General features: G+C 66.1%; 18 protein-coding genes. 7 read left to right on the top strand and 11 right to left on the bottom strand.

Features of this window, described 5'->3' with window-relative positions; translation table 11 throughout:
- Positions 1-106: 106 nt before the first annotated feature.
- On the top strand, positions 107-1,348 hold the full coding sequence (serA, locus tag ABE464_RS02195; RefSeq protein WP_346470542.1) for a phosphoglycerate dehydrogenase: 1,242 nt from the start codon (positions 107-109) through the stop codon (positions 1,346-1,348).
- A 1-nt stretch (position 1,349) separates the two neighbouring features.
- On the opposite strand, the gene ABE464_RS02190 is transcribed toward serA, so the two are convergent.
- The gene (locus tag ABE464_RS02190; RefSeq protein ID WP_346470541.1) at positions 1,350-1,931 is read right to left on the bottom strand and encodes an NUDIX hydrolase; all 582 of its coding nucleotides are present in this window, start codon (positions 1,929-1,931) and stop codon (positions 1,350-1,352) included.
- Between the two features lie 186 nt (positions 1,932-2,117).
- Here ABE464_RS02190 and ABE464_RS02185 point away from each other — a divergent pair, with 186 nt between their 5' ends.
- The 5 genes from ABE464_RS02185 (at position 2,118) to mtnC (ending at position 7,446) form a co-directional block, all read left to right on the top strand.
- Positions 2,118-3,596, top strand: a complete 1,479-nt coding sequence (locus ABE464_RS02185; RefSeq protein WP_346470540.1) for an amino acid permease — start codon at positions 2,118-2,120, stop codon at positions 3,594-3,596.
- Between the two features lie 69 nt (positions 3,597-3,665).
- Complete coding sequence (locus ABE464_RS02180) at positions 3,666-5,093, top strand: amino acid permease (protein ID WP_346470539.1); 1,428 nt, start codon at positions 3,666-3,668, stop codon at positions 5,091-5,093.
- Between the two features lie 328 nt (positions 5,094-5,421).
- Positions 5,422-6,063, top strand: coding sequence for a methylthioribulose 1-phosphate dehydratase (locus ABE464_RS02175; RefSeq protein ID WP_293982938.1), 642 nt, complete (start codon positions 5,422-5,424; stop codon positions 6,061-6,063).
- Positions 6,064-6,180: 117 nt separating this feature from the next.
- Positions 6,181-6,744: an acireductone dioxygenase gene (locus tag ABE464_RS02170; protein ID WP_346470538.1), complete on the top strand. Its 564-nt coding sequence runs from the start codon at positions 6,181-6,183 to the stop codon at positions 6,742-6,744.
- A gap of 3 nt (positions 6,745-6,747) precedes the next feature.
- A complete protein-coding gene (gene mtnC / locus ABE464_RS02165; RefSeq protein WP_346470537.1) occupies positions 6,748-7,446 on the top strand; it encodes an acireductone synthase in 699 nt (232 codons plus the stop codon).
- Between the two features lie 117 nt (positions 7,447-7,563).
- Here the strand turns inward: mtnC and ABE464_RS02160 are convergent, their stop codons facing one another.
- The 6 genes from ABE464_RS02160 to ABE464_RS02135 all read right to left on the bottom strand — a co-directional run bounded on the left by ABE464_RS02160 (position 7,564) and on the right by ABE464_RS02135 (position 17,345).
- On the bottom strand, positions 7,564-10,206 hold the full coding sequence (locus ABE464_RS02160; RefSeq protein WP_346470536.1) for a glycoside hydrolase family 2 protein: 2,643 nt from the start codon (positions 10,204-10,206) through the stop codon (positions 7,564-7,566).
- A gap of 89 nt (positions 10,207-10,295) precedes the next feature.
- On the bottom strand, positions 10,296-11,489 hold the full coding sequence (locus ABE464_RS02155) for an AGE family epimerase/isomerase (protein WP_346470535.1): 1,194 nt from the start codon (positions 11,487-11,489) through the stop codon (positions 10,296-10,298).
- Positions 11,486-12,481: a carbohydrate kinase gene (locus tag ABE464_RS02150; protein ID WP_346470534.1), complete on the bottom strand. Its 996-nt coding sequence runs from the start codon at positions 12,479-12,481 to the stop codon at positions 11,486-11,488. The genes ABE464_RS02155 and ABE464_RS02150 overlap by 4 nt, the downstream gene beginning before the upstream one ends.
- A 7-nt stretch (positions 12,482-12,488) precedes the next feature.
- Entirely contained in the window at positions 12,489-13,799 is a 1,311-nt protein-coding gene (gene fucP / locus ABE464_RS02145) for an L-fucose:H+ symporter permease (protein WP_346470533.1), read from the bottom strand.
- 44 nt (positions 13,800-13,843) lie between these two features.
- The gene (locus ABE464_RS02140) at positions 13,844-14,887 is read right to left on the bottom strand and encodes a LacI family DNA-binding transcriptional regulator (RefSeq protein ID WP_346470690.1); all 1,044 of its coding nucleotides are present in this window, start codon (positions 14,885-14,887) and stop codon (positions 13,844-13,846) included.
- Positions 14,888-14,945: 58 nt separating this feature from the next.
- Positions 14,946-17,345, bottom strand: a complete 2,400-nt coding sequence (locus ABE464_RS02135) for a GH92 family glycosyl hydrolase (RefSeq protein ID WP_346470689.1) — start codon at positions 17,343-17,345, stop codon at positions 14,946-14,948.
- A gap of 655 nt (positions 17,346-18,000) precedes the next feature.
- Here ABE464_RS02135 and ABE464_RS02130 point away from each other — a divergent pair.
- Positions 18,001-21,066, top strand: a complete 3,066-nt coding sequence (locus ABE464_RS02130) for a TonB-dependent receptor (protein ID WP_346470532.1) — start codon at positions 18,001-18,003, stop codon at positions 21,064-21,066.
- Between the two features lie 84 nt (positions 21,067-21,150).
- On the opposite strand, the gene ABE464_RS02125 is transcribed toward ABE464_RS02130, so the two are convergent.
- The 4 genes from ABE464_RS02125 to ABE464_RS02110 all read right to left on the bottom strand — a co-directional run bounded on the left by ABE464_RS02125 (position 21,151) and on the right by ABE464_RS02110 (position 25,656).
- Entirely contained in the window at positions 21,151-21,882 is a 732-nt protein-coding gene (locus ABE464_RS02125; RefSeq protein ID WP_346470531.1) for a copper homeostasis protein CutC, read from the bottom strand.
- Positions 21,879-22,877, bottom strand: a complete 999-nt coding sequence (locus tag ABE464_RS02120) for a N(4)-(beta-N-acetylglucosaminyl)-L-asparaginase (protein ID WP_346470530.1) — start codon at positions 22,875-22,877, stop codon at positions 21,879-21,881. The genes ABE464_RS02125 and ABE464_RS02120 overlap by 4 nt, the downstream gene beginning before the upstream one ends.
- Positions 22,878-22,910: 33 nt before the next feature.
- A complete protein-coding gene (locus ABE464_RS02115; protein ID WP_346470529.1) occupies positions 22,911-23,912 on the bottom strand; it encodes a glucokinase in 1,002 nt (333 codons plus the stop codon).
- Between the two features lie 145 nt (positions 23,913-24,057).
- Complete coding sequence (locus ABE464_RS02110) at positions 24,058-25,656, bottom strand: calcineurin-like phosphoesterase family protein (RefSeq protein ID WP_346470528.1); 1,599 nt, start codon at positions 25,654-25,656, stop codon at positions 24,058-24,060.
- Between the last annotated feature and the right edge of the window lie 81 nt (positions 25,657-25,737).

The raw sequence follows: 25,737 nt of genomic DNA, 5'->3' as shown, positions 1-25,737 counted from the left end.
AAATAGGTGCATCTGAAACCGTTCGGACGTTGATTGGCGCACCGCACCATCGCCGCCCGCTTCTGGCATAGTTGGGGGCTCCACCGCCATACGTCGCACGCCGCCCATGTCGCCGAAAAAGACCTCGTTCCCGAAGCAGGATATCCGCGTACTGTTGCTCGAGGGGGTCAGCCAGACCGCGATCGACGTGTTCACCGCAGCCGGCTATTCGCAGATCGAACTGCATAGCAAGGCGCTGCCGGAAGACGAGCTGAAAGCCTGCATCGCCGAAGCCCACATCGTCGGCATCCGCTCGCGCACTCAGCTCAGCGCGGATGTGCTGGCCAACGCCAAGCGCCTGATGGCGGTCGGTTGCTTCTGCATCGGCACCAACCAGGTCGACCTGGAGGCAGCGGAACTGGCCGGCATCCCGGTGTTCAACGCGCCCTACTCCAACACCCGCAGCGTGGCCGAGCTGGTGATCGCTGAAGCGATCATGCTGACCCGCGGCATCCCGCAGAAGAACGCCGAATGCCATCGCGGCGGCTGGTCCAAGTCGGCCGCCGGCAGCCATGAAGTGCGCGGCAAGACGCTGGGCATCATCGGGTATGGCCACATCGGCACCCAGGTCGGCGTGATGGCCGAAGCGATGGGCATGCAGGTGATCTTCCACGATGTGGAAACCAAGCTGTCGCTGGGCAATGCCCGCGCGGCGATCAGCCTGGATGACCTGCTGTCGCGCGCCGACATCGTGACAGTGCATGTGCCGGAAACCCCGGCGACACAATGGATGATCGGTGCCGATGAACTGGCCCGGATGCGTCCCGGTGCGCACCTGATCAACGCCGCGCGCGGCACCGTGGTCGATATCGACGCTCTGGATGCAGCGCTGCGTTCGGGCCACCTGGGCGGTGCGGCGCTGGACGTGTTCCCGGTGGAGCCCAAGGGCAACGGCGATGCGTTCGTGTCACCGCTGACCGCGCACGACAACGTGATCCTGACCCCGCACGTGGGCGGCAGCACACTGGAAGCGCAGGACAACATCGGTGTGGAAGTGGCGGCCAAACTGGTGCGCTACAGCGACAACGGCAGCACCCTGTCGGCGGTCAACTTCCCGGAAGTGACGCTGCCCGAGCACGCCGAGAGCCTGCGCCTGCTGCACATCCACCAGAACGTGCCGGGCGTGCTGTCCAAGGTCAACGAGATCTTCTCGCGCCACAACGTCAACATCGACGGCCAGTTCCTGCGCACCGACCCGAAGGTGGGCTACGTGGTGATCGACATCACCGCCAGCGAAGCCCAGGCCGGCGCCGTGCGCGACGAACTGGCCGCCATCCCGGGCACGCTACGCACCCGCGTGCTTTATTGAATCACCGCGCCAGCCATCGCTTGGCCATGCGCGGGAGGGAGTCATCCCCATCCGGGGTCTCGATCGCCGCATTGGCCACGTCACGGATATCGCGCCAGGCCAGCGCCAGTGACTCTTCGCTGATCGCGAACTGCTCGCTGCCCAGCGCCCGAACCACGTAGCGGGCGTCGTAGTGCCAATGGCCTGGCACGTCCGTGCGTTCGGGGATCCAGTGCTTGTCGATGTCGAACAGTTCACCATCTTCCAGCACCAGCGCGGTCAGCCCGGATTCCTCCTCGGCCTCTTTCAGCGCCACCTGGGCCAGATCGCGCTCGCCATCGGCGTGCCCACCCAGTTGCAGCCAGCGGTCCAGCTTGCGGTGATGGGTGAGCAGCACGCGCTGCCCGTCGGCGCTGACCAGCCACGCGCTGCCGGTGAAATGCCCGGCCAGACGCTCGCGCAGGAAGGGGTTCTCGGGATCGTCCAGCAATGTGCTGAATTCGTCAGCCAATGCCGCGTGCCCGGGGTGTCGGCGGGCGTAAGCGTCAAGCTGACTGCGCAGGGCAGCGTCAGGAATGGCAACGGATTCAGGGTTCAGCGACATGGCAGGTGCAGGCATCGTGCGGATTTGGCCGATTATCGCTCGGCCATGCTGCATTTGTGCTTGTACAGCGGCTTCAGCTTTGGCTAAGGTACAGCGGGCCCTGCACCGCTGGGGCGCCCAGTCGCCATCAGGGCGTGCGGCAATGTACCGCGCGCCTCACCTTTGTTCATTTTAGGGAAGCACTGCATGCTGAAGTCTCTGTTGAGGGTCAAACCGGTCGAGCCGGCCGGCCACGTCGATGCTGGCGAACCCATCGAAGGCAGCCTGGACGGCGAGCCCACACTGAAACGGACCCTCACAGCGAAACACCTCATCCTGCTCGGCATTGGTGCGGTGATTGGTGCCGGTATTTTCGTCATGACCGGCCAAGCGGCCGCCTTCCATGCCGGCCCTGCTGTCACTCTGTCCTTCATTGCGGCCGGACTGGCTTGCGCCCTTGCCGGTCTGTGCTATGCGGAGTTCGCGGCAATGATGCCGGTCTCCGGGAGCGCTTACTCCTACTCCTACGCCACGTTGGGCGAAGGCATGGCCTGGTTCATCGGCTGGTGCTTGGTACTGGAGTATCTGTTCGCTTCGGCATCTGTCGCGGTGGCCTGGTCGGCATACTTGATCAGCTTCATCACAACGACCCTGCACCTGCCCTTCCCGGACGCGTTGGCGTCGGCTCCTGTGGCTTGGGAAGCAGGACAATTCGTTTCCTCGGGCAAGCTGTTCAACCTCCCCGCCGTTCTGATCGTCGCGGCGGTCACCGGCCTGCTGTACGTCGGCATTACCCAGTCGACGTTCATCAACGCAATCATCGTCGCGATCAAGGTCGCGGTGATCTGCCTGTTCATCGGCGTTGGTGTGGCGTACATCGATCCCGCCAACTGGACCCCGTTTGTTCCGGAAAACACGGGCACGTTCGGCGAATTCGGCTGGAGCGGCGTACTTCGGGCTGGCTCCATCGTGTTCTTCGCGTTCATCGGGTTCGATGCGGTGTCCACTGCCGCGGGTGAAACCAAGGACCCACAGCGCAACATGCCGATCGGCCTGCTCGGTTCGCTGGCCATCTGCACCATCATCTACGTGATCGTCTGCCTTGTACTGACTGGCTTGGTGCCCTACACCCAGCTCGGTACCGCCAAGCCGGTGGTGACCGCGCTGGAAGCGCATCCGCAGCTGTCGTGGCTGAAGACCTTCGTTGAAGTCGGCGCCATCGCAGGTCTGTCCTCGGTGGTGCTGGTGATGATGATGGGCCAGACCCGCATCGCCTACACCATCTCGCGCGACGGCCTGCTGCCCAGGCTGTTCGGCAAGGTGCATGCACGGTTCAAGACCCCCTATGTGGCCACCATCATTGTCGGCGTCATCGCAGCGGCGCTGGCCGGTCTGATGCCTCTCAATGTGCTCGGCGAACTCGTGTCGATGGGCACGCTGCTCGCGTTTGCCACCGTCTGCGTGGGCGTACTGGTGCTGCGCTATACCCGCCCGGAACTGAAACGGCCGTTCCGCGTGCCTGCCGCGTGGCTGATCTGCCCGCTGGGCGCGCTGGCATGCTTGACGCTCTTCGGCATGGCATTCCGTGAGCATTGGCATCTGTTTGTTGGCTGGACCTTGCTGGGGACCCTGATCTACTTCGGCTACGGCATCCGCCACAGCAAGCTGAACAAGAAGAACGCCTGAGTGCTGCCGGGCCGGCCCAGTGCCGGCCCGGTCGTTTGATACGTCGCGCCTGAGAAGAAAAACCAAACCATGTTCAAGCAACTGTGGGCCACCAAGCATCCGCACGCCGCCCATGAAGACGCCAACGGCCTGAGCCTGCGCCGTACCCTCGGCCCCTGGGGCCTGACCGCGCTGGGCATCGGCGCGGTGATCGGCGGCGGCATCTTCGTGATCACCGGCCAGGCTGCGGCCAACCACGCCGGCCCGGCGATCATGCTGTCGTTCGTGCTGGCGGCGATCTGCTGCGCGTTCTGCGCGATGGCCTACGCCGAGTTCGCGGCAATGGTGCCGGTCTCCGGCAGTGCCTACACCTATACCTATGCCACGTTCGGCGAGCTCTCGGCCTGGTTCATCGGCTGGATGCTGGTGCTGGAATATGGCGTCTCCGCCTCGGCCGTGGCGGTCAGCTGGACCGGCTATTTCCTGAGCCTGCTCAGCCATTTCGATATCCACCTACCGGCGGCGCTGGTCAGTGCGCCGCTGGATGGCCAGCTGCGGCCGACGGGTGCGATCGCCAACATCCCCGCCGCCGTACTGGTGCTGCTGCTGACCTGGCTGTGCTACGTGGGCATCAGCAAGTCCTCCGCGATGAACATGGCGATGGTGGTGCTCAAGACCGCACTGATCCTGCTGGTGATCGTGGTGGGCTGGAAGTACGTTGATCCGGCCAACTGGACGCCGTTCATTCCGGAGAACGAGGGCCCCGGCAAGTACGGCTTCGATGGGGTGCTCCGCGGTGCGGCGATGGTGTTCTTCGCCTACATCGGTTTCGAGGCGGTGTCGGTGGCCGCACAGGAATCGCACAAGCCGCAGCGCGACATGCCCATCGGCATGCTGCTCTCGCTGGTGATCTGCACCGTGCTGTACATCGCCATGGCCGCAGTGATGACCGGGCTGGTGCCGTACCAGCTGCTGGGCACGGACGAGCCGGTGGTGACCGCGGTGGCGGCGCACCCGCAGCTGGGCTGGTTGCGCGTGGTCGTGGAGATCGGCGCACTGATCGGGCTCTCCTCGGTCGTGCTGGTGATGGTGATCGCGCAGCCGCGCATCTTCATGATCATGGGCCGCGACGGCCTGCTGCCGCCGCTGTTCACCAAGATCCACCCGAAGTACCGCACGCCGCACATCAACACCGTGATCACCGGCATCGGCATCGCGCTGCTGGCGGCGGTGTTCCCGCTGGACGTGCTCGGCGAGCTGACCTCGATGGGCACGCTGATCGCATTCGCGGCGGTCTGCGCGGGCGTGTTGATCCTGCGCCGCACCCAGCCGGACCTGCCGCGTCCGTTCCGGATGCCGATGGCGTGGCTGATCTGCAGCCTGGGCGTGCTCAGCTGCATTGCGCTGTTGACGGCGATGACGGCCCACAACTGGATGCTGATGGGCTTCTGGACGCTGGGCGGTTTCGCGATCTACTTCTGCTACGGGTATCGCCATAGCCGCTTGCGCGGGAAGTAAGGTCTGCGTCTCAGATCAAGAGCAGAAGACTCGGCTCTGCTGCTGACCTAGGTTTGGCGGGGTGGTGAGGGTTCGCGGGGGACGCCGTGAATCCATCCCTGGAGGCTTATGTCGCCGCATCCATGCGGCTCATACCCCCGCCAACCCACACCACCCCGCCTCTGACAGCGTGCGGGTGACGGTGCCCACGTCAAATGCAACGCCGAATACTCGGCCTTCGACTTCCGGTTCGGCTAAGGACGTACTTGCGGCGCCCCCCGCAAACCCCACCCCGTCCGGCCAAGCATAGAACCTGCTTTTAGCCGTTGACCTAGCTAAAATGACCGGCATGAACACCCCCACCTTCCCGTACGACACCGCGCGCCTGAGCGAACTGGCCCAGCTGCTGATCGACAACGTCCGCGAGCTGGCCCACGCCGGCTGGACCCCGGCCACCAGCAGCAACTTCTCCCACCGCCTGGATGACCGCCACGCCGCGATCACCGTGTCCGGCAAGGACAAGGGCCGGCTGGTGGAGGACGACATCATGGTGGTGGATTTCGACGGCAAGGCCGTCGGCCGCCCGCTGCGCCCCTCCGCCGAGACGCTGCTGCACACCCAGCTGTACCGCCGGTTCCCGGAGATCGGCTGCGTGCTGCACACGCATTCGCCGGTGCAGACCATCGCCTCGCGCCTGTATGCGCCGCAGGGCCATATCCGCCTGGAGGGTTATGAGCTGCTCAAGGCCTTCCACGGCAACAGCACCCATGAAATGGCGGTCGATGTGCCGGTGTTCGCCAACACCCAGGACATGGACGTGCTCTCGGCCCAGGTCGATGCCCTGCTCGACACCCAGCCGCTGTGGGGCTATCTGATCGACGGCCATGGTTTGTACGCCTGGGGCCGCACCATGGCCGAGGCGCGCCGCCACATGGAAGCCTTCGAATTCCTGCTCCACTGTGAGCTGGAACTGCGCAAGCTGCGCGGCTGATCGCGATCAGATTCCTGAAGAGAATCTGTATTCCGCGCATCGGCATCAGTGCGTCGCCCCCACCTCGGCGCCGCACTGGTACCCTTTCCTTCCCCTTTTCGCCTCGATGCCGCCGCCATGAGCCGACTCCGTATCTTTGATGACACCGCCCCGGACGTGCCGCTGTTCGACAGCCGGGATGGCGAGGCAATCGCCGCCGAGCTGAAGCCGATCGGCGTCACGTTCGAGCGCTGGCAGGCGGCCCACGAGGTCGCGCCGGGCGCGAGCCAGGACGAGGTCTTCGCTGCCTACAAGGTCGATATCGACCGTCTGGTCGCCACGCATGGCTTCAAGAGCGTGGACGTCGCCTCGATCGCGCCGGACAACCCGAACCGCGCCGAACTGCGCAAGAAGTTTCTGGACGAACACTTCCACAAGGAAGACGAGGTCCGCTTCTTTGTCGCCGGGTCGGGCCTGTTCACCCTGCACGTGGACGGCAAGGTCTACGAGATCGAGTGCGTCAAGAACGATCTGATCGCCGTGCCCGATGGGATCACTCATTGGTTCGACATGGGCGAGGAACCGAGTTTCGTGGCGATCCGCTTCTTCACCGAGCCGGACGGCTGGGTCGGCCATTTCACCGGCAGCGACATCGCCCAGACCTTCCCGCGTTACCACCCCGCACAGCACCAGGCCGACTGATCCATGCCGCATCCGACCGTCATCCTCACCGATATCGAGGGCACCACCAGCAGCATTTCGTTCGTCAAGAACGTGCTGTTCCCGTATGCGCGCAAGGCACTGCCGTCGTTCGTCGCCGCGCACGGCCAGGAGCCGCAGGTGCGCCGCTGGCTGGACGCGGTAGCGGTGGAGATCGGTGGGGCCTGCCAGGACAGCCTGGTCGTGGAGACACTGCAGGGCTGGATCGACCAGGACCGCAAGCACACCGCGCTCAAGGCGCTGCAGGGCATGATCTGGGAAGCCGGGTACCGCAACGGCGACTACAAAGCGCACTTCTACCCGGAGGTGGCCGCCGTTCTGAAGGGCTGGCATGCCGAGGGCAAGCCGCTGTACGTGTATTCCTCCGGTTCGGTGCCGGCGCAGAAGCAGTTCTTCGGCTTCAGCGAAGCGGGCGACCTGACCGGGCTGGTCTCGGGCTGGTTCGACACCGAAGTCGGCGGCAAGCGTGAGGCGGACAGCTACCGCCGTATCGTCGAGGCGATCGGCGTGCCGGCCGCGCAGATTCTGTTCCTGTCCGATGTGGTGGAAGAGCTGGATGCCGCGCGCGACGCCGGCCTGCAGACGCGCCTGATCGACCGCCTGGACGATTACCCGCTGCCGCGCAGTGGTGAGGCCACCCATGGCCACGACCGCGCCGAGAACTTCCAGCAGATCACGCTGTAACCGGTGGATCCACGCCACGCGTGGATCCTTTCCGCTCGTGATTCAAGGTAGATCCACGCCATGCGTGGATGCCTTTCGCACGATTCCGGTACCACGCCAGCCACGCATGGCGTGGCCCTACCTCCGGATATCTGCCAAGGAGTGCAGGCGCAATGCGCTGCGCAGCGTCGCCAGGTCCGTCTCCGCGCGCAGCCGGATCGTCACCGTTTCACCCGGCACCAGGTCCAGCGCATTGTCTTCCAACGCGGCGTCCAGCCCATCGAAGTCGATCCACAGCGCCCGCACCAACGTGGGCGAGCGCAGCGTCAGCAGATAGCCGTCGCCATCGGTGCGAAGCTCACTGTCGATCTTCGCCGGTGACAGCGCCAACGCTTTGGCCGGTACGAAGTAGACCACCTGCTGCGACAACAGCGTCGCAACATCGAACAACTCCACCACCGCCACGGTCCGCGCAGGATCAGCGCCCTTCAACAGGTCGGCATCGGCGAACTGCCCCACCTCCAGCGCGGACAGCGGTGGCACTGCCACGGTGTGCCGTTGCTCGCTGCGCTGGGTGCCATCGAGGTCGATCACCCGCAGCCGCCACGTGGCCTGCAGGCCCTGCTGACGGTCGTTGAGCAGGCTCACCCGGGTCACCCCTTCATCGCGCAGTGCCGCCACCGCGTGGTCGGCGAAGAAGCGCTTGGCGTGGAAATGCAGCGCTTTCCAGCGCCCGGCGTAGTCGATGCTGGACCACGACGCCCCCGGCCAGACGTCGTTGAGCTGCCAGTACAACGAGCCCATCGTGTACGGCCGCGAGGCCCGGTGATGCAGGGCAGCGAGCTGGATGCCATCGGCCTGCATCACCTGGCTCAGGTAGACGAACGTGGGGAAGTCACGCGGCGTGCCGTACTCCTCCTCGATGTACTTGAGCAGGCGCTGGTTGCCCTCGCCCGCCATGAACTTCTGGTGCGCGCGCACCATTGGGCTGTCCACCTGCTGCTCGGCGGCGGGAATGATGCCGTCCAGCGTGCGCAGCACCGGCCAGGCCTGCAGGCCGTATTCGGACATGAAGCGCGGCGTCTCGCGCAGGTAGGCGGTCACCGGCAGCGCCGGATTACCCCACACCTGCCAGTAGTGCTTGTCGCCGCGGGTGGAATCGTTGGCCTTCTGGTCGAGATCATTGCTCGGCGAGCTCGACCAGTACGGCACGCCCAGCCCTTCCTCGGCCACCACCTGGCGCAGATCATTGCCGAACAGGTCCACATAGCCCTGCCAGACCTTGGCGGCGAAGGCAGGATCGGCAGCGGTCAGGTCACGTCCGTGGCCCCAGTCCTTCCACGCGGTCTCTTCCTCGTTGTTGCCACACCACAGCACCACGCTGGGGTGATGGCGCAGGCGGCGCACATTGTCCCGCGCCTCTTCGACCACGTTCGCGCGGAATGCCGGGTCGTAGCCCGGCTGCATGCCGCCACCGAACATGAAGTCCTGCCAGACCAGCAGCCCGAGTTCGTCGGCGATATCGAAGAACACATCGTCTTCGTAATAGCCGCCGCCCCAGTTGCGCAGCATGTTCATGTTGGCATCGCGCGCCGCGGTCAGCTCGCGCCGGATCCGCGCCGCGTCCACACGCGCCGGGAACATGTCGAACGGAATCACGTTCGCGCCCTTGGCAAAGATCGGCACGCCGTTGATCACGAATGCGAAGCCCTGCCCGCCGTTGCGGTCCACTTCGCGGCGCAGCTCGACGGTGCGCAGGCCGGTGCGCTGCTCAATGTAGGTCGCACCCGACGTATCCGGGGCCAAGGTGGCACGCACGGTGTAGCGCGCCTGCTCGCCCTGCCCGGCCGGCCACCAACGACGCGGCGTCTGCAGCGCCACCGGCACTGCGATGCGGTTGTCACCGGCCTTGAGCAGCGTCTTGCGGTCGATGCGCGCCACGCGCCCACCGTCGGGGTCCAGCACCTCGATCCGCACCGCAGCCGAGCCCACCGCCGCGCTTTCCACCTCCACCGCGATCTCAAGGTCCGCCTTGGCCGCATCCAGGCTGCGGGTATGCACCGCCATCGCGGTCAAGCGCTGTGCGTCCCAGCTCTCGAGCTTCACCGGCCGCCAGATGCCGGCGGTCACGTACCGCGGGCCCCAATCCCAGCCGAAGTGGTAGCCCGGCTTGCGCACGAAATTGCCGACCATCGCGTCTTTGGGCTCATCGCCATAGGGCGAGGGGTAGTTGCCGGCAATCTTGTGCGGCATCGCCTGCACGCTGGGCAGCAGGGTGCGGATCGGCGACCGCAGCACAATCCGGAGTTCATTGCCGTGGGACCGCAACCGGCCATCCACCCGCGCACGCCAAGTGCGGTGGCTGTTATTGGCCTGCAGGAGGGGCTGGCCGTTGAGCGTGACGGTGGCGAACGTGTCCAGCCCTTCGAAGGCCAGCTCGGCATGCGCGCGCGCCAGCGTGGCCGCGTCCACATCGAACCGTGCGCGGTATTCCCAGTCGGCCAGGCCGATCCACTGCAGACCGGCTTCCGGTGCGCCCACGTAGGGATCGGCAATCAGCCCCTGCGCCAGCAGATCGGTATGCACCGCGCCGGGTACCTGTGCGGCACGCCACTGCGCCAGCTGCGGGTGGGCACGAAGCTGGGCATCGCCGGGCATCAGGCGGAATGACCACTCCGCCGCCAGCGGGGCGGCTGCCACGGGCAGTGCCCATGCTGCCAGCAGGACCAGCAACAGCCAGCAGGCAGGTGCAACGACATGGAGACGGCTGTGCGCGCGCATGGGGACCTGCCTGGCTGTGGGAGCAGCCGACCAACGGTCGGCTCTACCGGGGTTTCAGGGCAGCCGACCGACGGTCGGCTCTACCGGATTCAACGCACGACGTTGAGCACTTCGTAGCAGGCGCCCATGGTGTGGTAATCGGTCTTGCCGGCCGGGCTCTTCTCATCGCTGTACTTGCGGTTGTCCGCATCCAGGATGCGGAACCACGCGCCGTACTGGTGGTCGACCATGTGTGCCCACGCATACGCCCACAGGCGGTCGTACCAGTCCCAGTACACGGCATCGCCGGTGCGCTTGGCCAGCAGTGCGGCAGTGGCCAGCGATTCGGCCTGCACCCAGAAATACTTGTCGTCATCGCAGACGCTGCCATCTGGCGCGAAGCCGTAGTACAGCCCGCCACGCTCGGCGTCCCAGCTGCGCGCCACGGCCACATCGAACAGATGCCGCGCGGTCGGCACCAGCCAGTCGACCTGTACATGGCGATCCAGGATCAGCAGCAGCTTGGCCCACTCGGTCTGATGCCCTGGCTGGAAGCCCCAGGGGCGGAACAGGTGCTTGGGGTTGTCGCGGTTGTAGTCCCAGTCGATCTGCCAATCCGTGTCGTAGTGCTCCCACACCAGGCCATCGCCCTGCGCGGCCTGGCGGCGGGTCATGTGGTCGGCCAGCAGCAGCGCTCGATCCAGATAGCGCTGCTCGCCACTGGCTTCGAACGCGGCCAGCATCGCCTCGCACATGTGCATGTTGGCGTTCTGGCCGCGATAGTCGCTGAAGTTCCAGTCGGCATCGGCTTCGTCCTTGTACAGGCCAAACGCCGGTTCCCAGAAGCGCGTTTCCAGCAGCTGCCAGGTTTCGTCCATCCACGCACGCGCCTCGGTAATGCCTGCTTTCAGCGCGCAGCTGTAGGCCAGCAGCACGAACGCGACGCCATAGCAGTGGTTGGTCGCATCTTCGACCACGCCGTCACGCAGGGTCCAGGCGTAGCCACCGGTGGCCGGGTTGCGATGCACGTCGCGCAGGTAGCGCACGCCGTGTTCGACCGCCGCCAGATCCTCGGGCTTGCCGAACTCGCGGTAAGCCATCGCGTGGTTGAACACGAAACGCGTGCTGCTGACCAGATGACGGTGGCTGGCGTCGTACACGCTGCCATCGTCACGGTAGTAGTGGAAGAAACCACCGTTGGGGTCGATTTCATGTGGCTGATAGAACGCCATCGTGCGCGCGATATGGGCGCGCAGGAAATCCGGCGAACGGAAATCGGGCTGGGATGCGGTGGTGGTGCTCATGCGGCGGTTTCCTGTTGTTGCTGCAGCAGTTGCTGGACTTCCCCAAGGCTGGGCATCGCGGCGAACGCGCCCTTGCGGGTCACCGCCAGTGCACCCACGGCCGCGCCGAAGTGGATCGCCTCGAGCAGACCGGTCTGTTCGGCGCAGAACGCCGCGAACGCCGTGGCGTCACCGCCGCGTTCGCCGATGCCGAACAGCAGGCCGCCCACGAAGGCATCGCCGGCCGCGGTGGAATCCACGGTTGTCACCTGGAAACCCGTCAGTACGCCGTTGCCGTGGCGGGTGTGCCAGCGGATCGGCGCGGCGCCGTCGGTGATCACCACCGCCTGTGCCTGCGCGCCGAGCAGGCGCTCGATCACCGCCGCACCGCCATCAGCCACCGAGGCCGCCAGGTACTCCAGTTCCTCGCGCGACAGCTTGACCAGATCGGCCAGCGACAGCGCCTCCCACAGGCGCGGCAGCGGATCGACACCGGTCGGCCACAGCGCGGGGCGCAGGTTGAGGTCGATGCTGACCATCGCGCCGGCCTGGCGCGCGCGCCGCATGCCCTCCAGCGTGGCCTCGGCAATCTCCGCCTCGGTCAGGCTGTTGGAGCACACATGGAAACTGCGCGTGCCCTCGAAGCAGTTCGGGTGGAAGTGCGCGCTGCGGAACAGCAGATCGGCCGCCGGCGGGCGGTAAAAACTGAAGCTGCGCTCGCCGCTGGCATCGAGTGCGACGAACGCCAGCGCCGTCTTGGCTTCATCCGTGCGCACGATGCAATCGGTCGCCACGCCTGCACTTGCCAGGCTCTCGGCGAGGAAATCGCCGAACATGTCCTGACCGAGCATGCCGGCGAAATGCGTGTCCGCGCCCAGCCGTGCGGCCGCCACGGCCACGTTGGCCGGCGCGCCGCCGGCATATTGCAGGAACGCACGCGGCGTATCGGGAGACGCCGGCGGTTGGGCAAGTAGATCGATCAAAATCTCGCCGAAACAGACAATCTTGGACATCTTGGCCTCAATTTCCCTGGCGGATTCCAGCGGCCGGGCGCGAGCCCCACAGGCCGTAGAAGATGATGTAGCCGTAGCACAGCAGCGGCAGGATGAAGGACGGCTGCAGGCCGATATGGTCGGCCAGCTTGCCCTGCAGGACCGGGATCAGCGCTCCGCCGACGATCGCCATGATCAACAGGCTGGAGGCCTTGGTGGTCAGGGTGCCCAGACGTTCGATGCTCAGCGCGAAGATGGTCGGGAACATGATCGAATTGAACAGGCCGATCGCCACCACCGAGTAGAGCGCCACCTGCCCCTGGCTGAGCATGGTCAAGGCCAGCAGCGCCACGTTCATGCTGGCGAACAGGGTCAGCAGCAGGCGTGGCGAGAAGCGGGTCATGATGGCCGAACCGGCAAAGCGGCCGATCATCGCCATCGTCCAGTACGCAGAAACGTAATGCGTGGCCTGCTGCTCGCTGAAGCCGCCGATGTTCGGCAGCGACAGGTAATTCACCAGCACGCTGCCCACCGCCACTTCCGCGCCCACGTAGAAGAAGATGCCGAGCACGCCGAAGCGGACATGGCGGTGACGCAGCGCCTCCATCAGGGTGTGCTTGTCGCCGCTGTTCTGCTCGGTCGTCTCATTCAGTGCCGGCAGGCGGAACAGATAGACGAACACGGCAAGCAGGACCAGCGCGATCGCCAGGCCGACATACGGGCCCTGCACCGACTGGGCTTCCTGGGTGCGGTAGGCCAGCTGTTCGGCCATCGGCAGCACATTGATCTCGTCGGCCGTCTTGACGGTGTTGCCCAGGATGAGCAGCCCGCCGAAGATCGGCGCGATCGCCGTGCCCAGCGAGTTCAAGGCCTGCGCCAGCGTCAGGCGGCTGGAGGCAGTCTGCTCCGGGCCCAGCAGCGCGACGTAAGGATTGGCCGCCACCTGCAGCACCGTGATGCCGGTGGCCAGTACGAACAGCGCGCCGAGGAAGGCCTCATACACGCGCAGCTCGGCCGCCGGCCAGAAGCCGAGCGCGCCCACCGCGGCAATGGCAAGACCGGCCACGATGCCGTTCTTGTAGCCCAGCCGTGCGACCAGCCGACTGGCCGGCACCGACATCAGGAAGTACGCACCGAAGAAGGTGAACTGCACCAGCATCGCGCGGGCGTAGGTCAGGTCGAACACCGCCTTCAGATGCGGGATCAGGATGTCGTTGAGGCAGGTGAGGAAGCCCCACATGAAGAAGATCGTGGTCGCCACGGCCAGCGCGACACGCGTGTTCACCACGGGCGCAGCGGAGGATGAGGTCGGGAGACGGGGCGTTGGGGAAATGGGCATTCAGGTACGCGCCTCATTGCGCGAGCAGGTGAAAAGGGGCGATCTCAGGCGACAGGCGTGCCGCTGCTTTCGCGGATACGAAGTTGAACCGGTGCCACAGTACGCTGCGGCGACGCTTCCGGGTGATCCAATCGCTGCAGCAGCAGCTCGGCGGCCTGTTGCCCGCGCTCGCGCGGGTTGACCGTCAACGTGGTCAGCGGCGGCATCGCGACCGAGGCCTCGGAGATGTCATCGAAACCGGTGACGGCGAAATCACGGCCCGGCTGCACGCCGCGCGAGGCCAGGCCGAGCATCAGCCCGAGCGCGACGCTGTCGTTGTAGCAGACCGCTGCGGTCGGCACGGCATCCAGCGCGAACAGTTCGCTGGTGCGCGCCGCCGCGTCCAGGCGGCTGGGCGAGGATTCGATCAGCCACTCCGGCTGCACCGGCATGCCCGCCTCCACCAGGGCCTGCGCATAGCCGGTGCGGCGCTGGTGGCAGGAACTGGAGGCGGCGTGGCCACCATAGAAGGCGATGCGCTGGTGGCCCTGCGCGATCAGATGGCGCGTGGCCAGGTAGGCGCCCTGCTGGTTGTCCAGGGTCAGGAAGTCCCACTCGGCACCCGGCAGTTCCCGGTTGAACAGCAGTACGTTGGCATGACCGAGCACCTGGCGCAGCTGCCCGGCATCGCTGCCTTCGGCCGGCGACAGGATCAGCCCGGCCGGCATGTGTTCCATCAACGTGGTCAGCACAGCCTGCTGCCGCGCCGGCGATTCACCGGTGCTTCCCAGCAGGGTCACGAAGCCCTTGCCACCCAGCGCCTCATCCACCCCGGAGGCGAACTCGGCGAAGAACGGGTTGGACAGATCATTGATCACCAGCGCCACGCTGGAGGACGTGCGCCGACGGAGGTTGGCCGCGCCGCGGTTGTACACGTAGCGCTGGCGCCGCAGTTCGGCCTCCACCTTGGCGCGGGTATCGACGTTGACCAACGGGCTGCCACGCAGCACCAGCGACACGGTCGCGCGCGACACGCCGATTGCCTCGGCGATGTCGGTCACGGTGACCGCACGCGTGCTTTTGCCGCTGGGGGTGGCCTTGTCGTTCATCGGGTCGTCGGGTTCCTCAACCAAGGTGCAAGCCTAAACGATCGCGTTGACCTGCTGCTCATTCCAGCACCGCGCCCGGCGTGGCGCAGAACGAGACCGGCAGCGCTTCCGCCTGGGTGCCCCAGCCATTCTCCGGCGCGGTGCTGCCCAAGGCGAAGGCGATGGTGCCGCCGCGCTGCAGCTGCGCCCAGTCCAGCCACACCGGCGCATGCGCGCGGCCATCGACCTGGACGTTCTGGACGTACTGCAGCTGACGGCCATCGGCGCCCGGCGCCTTCAGGGTCAGGGTCTTGCCCTGGCCCAGGTCGATCTCGGCGCGGGCGAAGCGCGGCGTGTGCAGCAGGAACTCGCCACTGCCGGGCACCGCCGGGTACAGGCCCAGCGCACTGAACAGGTACCAGGCGGACATCGTGCCCAGGTCATCGTTGCCGGTGACGCCGTTGGGCGCGTTGGTGAACAGCTGCTGCGCGGCGCGCACCACGGTGGCGGTCTTCCACGGCTGGCCGATCAGCGTGTACATCCACGGCGCGTGCAGGTCCGGCTCGTTGTTGGGGTTGTAGCGGAACTGGTTGTAATAGCTGTACGGCCCGACCACCCATTCCTTGCGCGCGGCGGTCAGCGGCGATGTCAGCAGGGCGTCGTAAGCGAAGAAGGTGTCCAGGCGGCGCGCGGCCTGTTCGCGGCCGTGCATGGCCTGGACCAGGCCCGGCACGTCCTGCTGCGCCAGCCACTGGTACTGCCACGCGGTGCCTTCATGGAACCCGTGGTGCGAGCGCGGGCTGTACTTGCCATCGGCCGGCAGGTACCACGCACCATCCTCCATGCGCGGCCGCGGGAAGCCGTTGAAGTCGCCCTCCTCGTCACGCACCGACGGGTCCCACACCTTGTGCCAGTTGCGGCCGCGCTCGCGCAGCACACCGGCATCGGCAGCATGACCCAGGCCATCGGCCATCTGCGCCAGCGCGCAGTCGGCCAGTGCGTACTCCAGCGTTGCCGAGCCCCCGTGGTGCGGGTCCACGTCCATGCCCTTGGAGGGGAACGCACGGTCGTACTGCACATAGCCGTTGGCCAGGTAGTTCGGGTTGCCCGAACGGCCGGCATGACGCGAGTTCATCGGCGGCACGTCGAAGGCGTTCTTGCGCAGCGCGGTGTAGGCCTCACCCTCACGGCCGGCCAGTGCGCCGAAGCGCCACAGGTCCACCAGGAATGGCGTGACCGGGTCGCCGGTCATGATGTTGGTTTCGAAATTGGCGTAGCCCCAGCGCGGCAGCCAGCCGCCCTGCGCCTCGATGGCCAGCAGGGTCCGGCCGATGTCGCGCGCGACTTCGGGCTTGGTCAGTGCCAGCCACTGGTTCTGCGCACGGTAGGTGTCCCACAGCGAGAAATACTCGTAGTAGGTCCAGCCATCGGCGCGATGGATGTTGTCGTCGTAGCCACGGTAGCGGCCATCGGCGTCGCTGCCGGTCAGCGGCTGCAGCAGCGCGTGGTACAGCGCGGTGTACAGCACGGTGCGGTCGTCATTGCTGCCGCCCTGCACGCGCACGGCCGCCAATTCCTTGCGCCACTGCTGCTGGGCCATCTGGCGCATCTGATCGAAGCCGAGCAGGCGATCGCCCTGCATGCCATCGCTGCGCAGGTTGGCGCGCGCGCCTTCGGCATCCACGTGCGAAATCGCGGTGACCGCGGTCACCGCGCGGCCCTTGGCCAGATCGAAGCTGAGCCAGGCACCGCTGGGCTTGAGCTCGCCTTCCATGCCGTGCCGTGCACCGGGCAGGCCACCGCCCTCGCCCCAGGTGCCGAACGCCTTGAACGGACGGTCGAATTCGATGCGGAACCAGGTGGTGTACTGATGCCCACCGCAGAAGCTCTTGGTGACCAGCTTGCCTTCGACGGCACGGTCGCCGACCACGTCGACCACGCTGCCGATCACCGAATGGCGCTCGTTGGCCTGGCCGAGGTTGACCAGCACATGCCCGGTGCCGGCATCGGCGGCAAAGGTGTAGCGCTCGGCGGCCGCGCGGGTCCGCGCGGTGGCCTCGGCATCGATGCCGCCGTAGTTGGTCAGGCGCACCTTGTAATAGCCCGCCTGACCGACTTCGCCGTCGTGGGTGTAGCTGGAGGCGTAGCGCTTGTGGTCGAAGCTCTTGGCATCGTCGGTATTGAAGTCACCGCCCGGGCCGATGCTGCCGGTCACCGGCAGGACCGAGACCTGGCCGCCCTGTTCCCAGCAGCCGGCACCGGACAGGAACGAATGCCCGAAACCGCGGATCTTGGGGTCGTCATAGCGCCAGCCGGCGTAGTGCTCGCCGATCGGGCTGACCTGGATCAGGCCGAACGGGGCCGAGGCGCCCGGGAACGTATTGCCATCATCCTTGCTGCCGATGAAGGTGTTGACCTCGCGCTCCAGCGCGGCGGGCGCGGCCTGCAGCAACAGGGGTGCACAGCTCAGCGCCAGCAGGCAGGCCAGACCAGCGAGCGGGCGGCGGCGGACCGGACGAGCGCCGGCAGTAGCAACAACAGCAACATGGTGGGAAAAACGGGTCACGGACACGGGCTCCTTGTCGGACGTGGCGGCAGCGAGAACCAACGGCGACGGGGGCCGACGGCTCCTTGTACTGGGGTACCCAATCCACACCCCGGTGAATTTAGATCGATTTAAGTAAAGCACGGAGATTTCGCGGGATGCATTCTGCGCTGCAACATGGCTCGTGCTGCCTCCTGCCCACGCCTCTGGAGCCGTGCTGCGCACTCTCCCTCCCCCGATGCGCTCCCGCGTCAGCGGTCACTGCAGTTGCGGCGACGCCTGGTTCCGAGGCGATGCCGCGCCGCACCGCGCTCACGCGCAGGCCCTGAGGACGTTCGGCCCCGTTCCATATTGCGGAGCAGCATGCTTCCCGGCGCGGGGCGTGTTAAAAATTCGCCGCCAATCGTTTAGATCGATCCAACTAAAAACGGTCACGATTGCCGGAAGTGGGGAGCCGGGGGACTGCCCCACGCGATGCATGCGGGACGCGCCAGGCAACTCGACGCCCGAGATGATTCGCCTTCAACATTAGATCGATTCAAAGAATTCGTATCGCCACCGTGTCAATCCAGGAGAGGGAGAGAGTGGAATGAAGATGTCACGCATGCACCGCCGCGTCAGGTTGTCCGCGGCCATTGCCAGTGCCTTGGCCACCGCTGTTGTGCCGGCCAGCGCCTTCGCGCAGCAGGCCAGCCCGGCAACCGGCACCCCCGATGCAACCACGCTGGACAGCGTGACCGTCACCGGCTACCGCTACGCCATCGAAAAGAGCCTGCAGCAGAAGCGCGATGCCAATGCGGTGGTCGAAGTGATCACCGCCGAGGACGTCGGCAAGTTCCCCGACAAGAACGTCGCCGATGCGCTGCAGCGCGTGCCCGGCGTGGTGATCACGCGCAGCGGCGGCGAAGGCAAGAGCGTCAGCGTGCGCGGTCTCGCGCCTGACCTCACCCTCACCCAGTTGAACGGCAACTACGTCGCCACCTCGGAAACCAACAACGAGGCCTCGCGTTCGTTCAATTACACCCTGCTGCCGTCGAACATGCTGTCCAGTGCGGAGCTGTTCAAATCTCCCGAAGCGCGCATCGACGAAGGCGGCATCGGCGGCACGGTGATCCTGCATACCCGTCGTCCGCTCGACATGGAAGCCAACTCGGGTTACGTGAACCTGGAAGGCACCTCATCGGACACCAGCCACGACATCGATCCGCAGGCCTCGGCGCTCTACTCCTGGCACAGCAAGGACGAACGCTTCGGCGTGCTGGTGGGCGTGACGCAGCAGAAGCGCACCAGCCGCACCATGGAAGCCAGTACCGAGGATTACCAGTGGTATGGCGCCGGTGACGCGCGCGATGCCAACGGCAATGTACTGGCGCAGGATGGCATCCACTACTGGTGGGGGCAGTCCGGTTTCAACAACCAGACCGGCGGCAACTACAGCGATTTCTTCATGCCGACCTCGGTCAACTTCGCGGTGAAGGAAGAAAAGCGCGAGCGCAAGGGCGGCCAGCTGACCTTCCAGTTCAAGCCGCTCGACAACCTGACCCTGACCGCCAACTACTTCCGCTTCGAGCTGCAGGGTGATTACACCCAGAACATGCTCAAGGTGCCGGAGTGGAGCATGGCCCGCTTCAACGGCGACGGTAACTGGGCCGGCGGCCGGCTGCTCAACGGGCTCGATTTCGATCCCAGCGGCACCATCGTGACCGGCGCGCAGTTCGAGAAGCTGCCGGGCAAGGCCTACATCTGCAGCGAAGAACAGGCCGCAGCGGCCGGCCTTGCGCCGGGCGGCTGGGGTCCGGACGACTGCACCCTGCCCACTCCGCAGCTGACCGGTGGCTACAGCAAGGAGAAAGCGCTTTCCCAGACCGCCGATCTGGCCGTCGAATGGGACATCAGCCCGCTGTGGAAGGCGTCCTTCACCGGTGGCCGTACGTGGTCCGAAGGTGGCCCGTCGATGAACTTCCGGATGTCGGCCAAGCCGCGCCGCAAGGTCGGCGCGGACTATCTGTCGGGCAACCAGTACACCGCGTGGGACCTGACCGGTACGCCGTCGGTGCAGTTCTCCCCGGACCTGCAGGACCAGTTGATGGCCGGCATTGCCGAGGTCGACACCGGCTCGACCGACTCGTCGTGGATGCAGACCGAGGTTGAACAGAACTACTTCCAGGCCGACTTCACCAAGCTGTTCGAAGCCGGCTGGCTGGACTCAATCCAGTTCGGCACCAAGTACCGTGACGGCAAGGTCCACCGCAACACCGGCAACACCTACTGGGTCTGCCAGGGCCTGGATCCGGCCGACTATGACAACAATCGTTACCAGGCAGGCTGCGATTCCACCGCCGGTGATGCCCAGCCGGGCTTCTTCCTGTCCAGCCCGATCAGCAACATCGCCGGCGGCTTCAACGCCAACGTGTTCCCGGGCGTCAACTACCCGGCCTACATCAATTACCTCAACCAGACCTACGGCGGCTCGCACAACCGGACCGAAGAAGACTTCGTCTACGACGTCAACGAGAAGATCTACTCCGGTTACTTCCAGGCCAACTTCCGCACCGAACGCGTCCGCGGCAACGTCGGCGTGCGTGTGGTGCGCACGCAGCAGTTCGCCCAGTCCAGCGATTCTGTCGAGCGTTTCAACGACTACTTCGTGGACAACGCCAACGGCTCGCCGATGAGCTGCGATGATCCGGCGGCCGATCCGACCCTGCGCTGCCAGGGCGGCTTCGTGCGCCTGCCGGACAACCAGGTCCGCGACAAGGTGTATACCCTCAGCTCGCTGGACAAGACCTATACCGATTTCCTGCCGAGCTTCAACATTGCCTGGGACATCACCGACAGCCTGGTGCTGCGCGGCGCCGCATCGAAGGTCATCGCACGTCCGGGCTACACCAGCATCGCCTACCCGGGTGGTCTGAGCTACATCAGCGAGGAGTACAGCAACGACCGCCGTGTCGCTGGCGGTACCGACACCCCCGGCTGGTACGGCTCGGGCAGCAACAAGAACCTGGAACCGTTCGAAGCCGTCCAGTTCGACCTGGGCCTGGAGTGGTACTTCAAGCCGGGCTCCGCCGCAGGCGTGGCCCTGTTCCGCAAGAACGTGGACAACTTCACGGTGCCGGTGGTGCGCGATCAGCAGATGACGGTCGGCGGCCAGACGGTCACCGTGCAGAAGTACGCCACGGAAGCCAACGGCCGTGACGGCGTTTCGCAGGGCGTGGAGGTGTACGGTCAGTACACGTTCGACATGGGCTTTGGCGTCCAGGCCAACTACACCTACAACGACACCAACCTCGCCTCGATCGTGCTGGATGGCGAAGAAATCGGTGCCTCGCCGCTGGTGGGCAGCGCCAAGAACCAGGCCAACGTCACGATCTTCTACGAGAACGACAAGATCCTGGCCCGCGCCTCGTACAACCGCCGTGGCGAAGTGGTCGGTGGCCTGAACAACGGCCTGACCACCTACACCAAGCCGTACGACCAGCTCGACCTCAACGTGGCCTACAACATCACCCCGGACTGGACGGTGACCGCTTCGGTGCTCAACGCCACCAAGTCCGAACTGAAGAGCTACATCGGCGGTGACAGCGAAGCCCGCCTGCTGTCCAACATCTATGCCGGCCGCCAGCTGTACTTCGGCGTGAACTGGAAGTTCTAAGCCTCACCCGTCCCCGCCTTCGGGCGGGGCAATGGTCCTCCACGGCAGCTGCGCTTCTACAGGCGGCTGCCGTTTCTTTTAACGTTATCCCAGCGCCGCGCGAAGTGCGCTGACCTGCGCCACGTCGGTGGCGGTCCAGTCCGGTGACAGTCCAAGCAGGGCCGGATTGTGGTGGCGCATTGCCGAACGCTGCGTCGCCTTTGCCGAGGCGTGCAGTTCGATGCACCCACTGCGTTCGGCGACCTCCATGATGTTGGCTGCCGTGATTCCCGCACCGGCCATCATCGCGATCCGATCGCCTGCCTGCGCCACCAGTGCGGCCAGCGTATCGGCCCCGGCCAGCGCGCTGGCCTGCCCGCCCGAACTCAGGATGCGCTGGCAGCCAAGCGCCACGATCTGCTCCAGCGCCTCCGGCAGATCACGTGCGGCATCGAACGCGCGATGGAAGGTGATGCCCAGCGGGCCTGCGGCGGACACCAGTTCCCCGCACAACACCGTGTCGATACCGCCGTCGGCCTCCAGAGCACCGATGACCACGCCATCGCAGCCAAGCGCACGGCAGTACGCGATATCGCGCAGCATGACCTCGGTCTCCAGCGCGGTGTACAGGAAATCGCCCGGACGCGGCCGGATCAGCACGAACAGCGGAATCTGCAGGCGATCACGGGCGACCGCAATGCTGCCCTGCGATGGCGTGGTGCCGCCCTCGGCCAGGTTGTCGAACAGTTCGATCCGGTCCGCACCGCCCTGCTGCGCGGCCAAGGCAGAGGCTACCGAATTCGATGCAATCTCCAACACCCGGCGCGGGGTACTCACGTCTGCTCGCTCGTATACACCGAGACGGAATCGCGTAGCTCGTCCTGCCGGTCCTTGTCGCAGACCGCGTAAACGAAGCCGCGATGCAACGCATACGCCCCGACCTCACCGTGCTTGTTCAACGCGAGGAAACACACCTGCAGGGTCTTGCTTGCCTCGGGACGCTTGCGCACCACCCGCGCGATCGCCTCGCGGCAGGCGTCGGCAGGTGAGCGGCCCTGACGCATCAGCTCGACCACCAGGAACGAGGCCGCATTGCGGATCATTTCCTCGCCAACACCCGAGGCGGTTGCTGCCCCGACCTCGTTGTCCACGTACAGGCCGGCCCCGATGATCGGGCTGTCGCCGACGCGGCCATGCATCTTCCAGGCCATGCCACTGGTGGTGCAGGCACCGGCCAGACGCCCCTGGGCATCGATGGCGAGCATGCCCAGCGTGTCATGGTTGCTGCTGTCGCCGGGGCGGCTGCGCCGTTCGGCATTGATCTCGGGCGTGTACTGCGCGGTCTTGAGCCACTCGCGCCAGGCTTTTTCAGCTTCCGGTGTAAGCAGCTTCCTGCGTTCGAAGCCCTGCTGCACCGCGAACTGCTGCGCGCCCTCCCCGACCAGCATCACGTGCGGGGTCTTTTCCATCACCTGCCGCGCCACCGAGACCGGATGCGCGATATCGCTCAGTGCGGCCACCGACCCACAGCGGCCATCGCCGTCCATGATGCTGGCGTCCAGGCTCAGCACGCCATCACGGTCCGGATTGCCGCAGCGCCCGACCGTGGGATTGCATAGATCACTCTCGGCCCAGCGCGCACCGGCCTCGACCGCGTCAAGCGCGGAGCCACCAGCCGACAGGGTTTTCCACGCGACCTGGTTGGCACCCGCGCCGAAATCCCAGGTGGACACGACCCGTGCGCCGGGTGCGCTCCGCGCGTGCAGCGTTGGCAATGCCAGCGCACCGGCGGCCAACGCGCTCGCCTGAAGGAATCGTCTGCGGTCATTCATCGGTGCACCTCCAGAGGATCGACAACGAAGGAACTACGCAGCGGACCGGCGATGCTCCACATGCCAGACCGCTGCCCCAAGCACGCCGAGCTCGCCATGGTCCACGCGCCAGATCGGCACCTGGCGCAGCACGTCGCGCATCACCCCCTTGGCCAGGAAGCGATCGCGGAAGCGGCCGTCGCGCAGGAAGCGGTCCACCCGCGTGGAGATGCCGCCGGCCAGATAGACCGAGCGCGCACCAAACGTCGTGGCCAGGTCGCCGGCCAGACTGCCGAGCCAGGCGCAGAACACCTCCAGCGTCTCCACTGCCAGCGGATCGTCGCCCTCATGCGCGGCCGCTATCAGTGCTTCGGTGCTGGTCCACTGCGGCGCAACTCCCCGGATCTCGCACAGGGAGGGATAGAGGTTCATCAGGCCGCCGCCGGACAGCACGCGTTCGTTGTCCACGTGCTCCCAACGCTGCAGCAGGCGTGACAGCACGTCCAGCTCCAACACATTGCAGGCAGTCAACGCCGCATGACCGGCTTCGCTGGCCAACACCGGCCGCTCGCCACCTTCAAAGCGCAGGGCCGCCCCCAGTCCGGTGCCCGGGCCGAGCACCAGCGCCGGCCAGCGCGGGGCAGCATCCGTATCTCCGTTGAGGGCCACCAGCGTGTCCGGCGCCACATGCGGAATCGCATAGGCAACCGCTTCGAAATCATTGATCAGCGCCAGCGATGCCAGCCCGGAATCCTGACGGGTCTGCGCGACCGAGACCGGCCACGGCAGGTTGGTGTTGACCAGATGGTCGCCGTCGAGCAGCCCCGCGATGGCGACCACCGCATTGGCCGGCGGCGCGGGCAAGGTGCGCACGAAATCGGCCAGGATCGCGGCCAGGCTGGCGTGGTCGGCGCAGGCATAGCGACGCAGGCCGCTCAGCACCGGCGCAATGCCCAGCTGCACGGTGGCAAGCGCAACGCGCGCGAAGGTGCCGCCCACATCGGCCACGATCAGCGTTTCTTTCTCAGTATCCCGGTGGGCCGCATAGGGCGACATCTCAGGTTGGGCCGGAACCGGTACCGCTGCGCTCACTCGCTTGCCTTGATTGAATCAATTGAATCCCGGCGATTCTCAGGCATCACCGGGGGATTGCAAAGCCGCGCCCGCCATACAGTGGCGTACTGAAGGGCGCGCAGGCAGATCAGGGCTTGGCGGTCTGCAGACGGTAGCTCGTGCTGGCCGTCGCGGTCGGGCCATCGCCATGCACCGCACGCACCTCCACCTTGTGCTCACCCACCGCCAGGTTGGTTGGCAGTGCGCCGCGCCACAGGTGCGGCGACGGCGTGGCTTCCGGCGAGCGGTCGAAACCGCGCAGGCGCTCGGCGGTGTCATCGGCGACGTTCTCCAGCAGCAGGCGCGGGTCCGGCTGTTCGACACGCTTCATCGGCTGCCAGGCACCGTCGTCCACGCGATATTCCACCAGCGAATCGGCCTGACCCATGAACACGTTGGCGTACACGCCCCAGGCCGGGTACGCGCCCTGCCGCAGCACCTTCGGCGCATGCAGAGCGATCTGGTAGTCGTCCGGCGCACGCGCCACGTAATAGCGCAGCCCGTACTCGCCGCCGGGCTTGACCGACAGCACCGCGTAGCCGTTCGGCGTGCCGTCACTCATGGTCGCGTCCGGAATGCCGTTGCTGTCCTTCACCCCCGACCAGAACGCGCCGCAGGCCGCGCCCACGTTGTATTCGTGCAGCGGCTTGCTGCCCTGCCAACCTTCGGCGGCACCGTGGTAGTAGTGCTGCTGGGTGTGGCTGTGGCCGCTCAGCACCAGCACGTTCGGGAAGTCCTTGAGCAGCGCGAACAGGCGGGTGCGGTCCGCATGGCGGAAGGTCTCCCGGCCCGGCGCGGCATCGAACAGGGGAATGTGCATGCCCAGCACGATCAGGCGATCACGCTGCAGGCCCTTGAGGTAGTTGGCGAGAAAGGTGAACTGATCCGCACGCAGGCCGCCGACGTAGCTCGGCTTGGCCTTGGGGTCGTAGACCACGTCATCGAGGAACACGAAGCTCGCCCCGCCCTCTTCCACCGCATAGGTATCCGGGCCGTACACGGCGCGCCAGCTGTCGAGCGAGTGCGCATCGTTGCCGGCGTCCATATCCAGGTCGTGGTTGCCCGGCACGTGGAACCACGGCACCTGCAGCTGCGCGGTGACCTTGTTGATGTCCGGATACAGGCTCAGGTCGTCATTGACGATGTCGCCCAGGGTGGTGCCCAGCCGCGCCGGGTGCTTGCCGATGATCGGCTCGACGATGGCGCGCTGGTAATAGCCGATGTCCTGACGGCTGGCGGTCTGCGAGTCACTGAACACCAGCATCTCGAAACCGTTGCGTGCGGCATCGGTGCCCTTGGCCGGTTCCAGCGCGAAATCCCAGTTGCGGGTGGCGCCGCCGGTGGCGCGGATGCCGTCGTATTTCAGCTTCGGCGACCCCTGCGGCGCGTAGTGGCGCCAGTAGGAGGGCAGCCCATTGGCGGCGGCCGGGAAACGGTACTCGTCCGGCTTGATCACGAAGACGGTCTGGCCCTCGCGCACCGGCAGGCTGTAGCTGCCATCGGCGGCGGTGCGCACGATCACATCCCCGTTGGAGACCTGCACGCCGGCCAAGCCGGGATCGGTCGGGCCACGCCCCGGCTTGCCGTCGCGCTCCTGATACACCTTGCCGGTGACCGTCGTTTCAGCAGCCCAGGCAGGCGAAATCATCAACAGCAGGCAAGCCAGCCAGGCGGCAGTACGGGTCATCGGGGGCGGTCCGGTCGGGGGTGGGGAAGTGTAGAGCCGCACATCATCGCCTGCACCGCGTTTCACCGACGTTAAACGATG

It is taken from the genome of Stenotrophomonas sp. TWI587 (assembly GCF_039674145.1).
Taxonomy (GTDB): domain Bacteria; phylum Pseudomonadota; class Gammaproteobacteria; order Xanthomonadales; family Xanthomonadaceae; genus Stenotrophomonas; species Stenotrophomonas maltophilia_AY.
The sequence above is the reverse complement of the archived record's forward strand: the minus strand, read 5'-3'. Positions and strand labels throughout refer to the sequence as shown.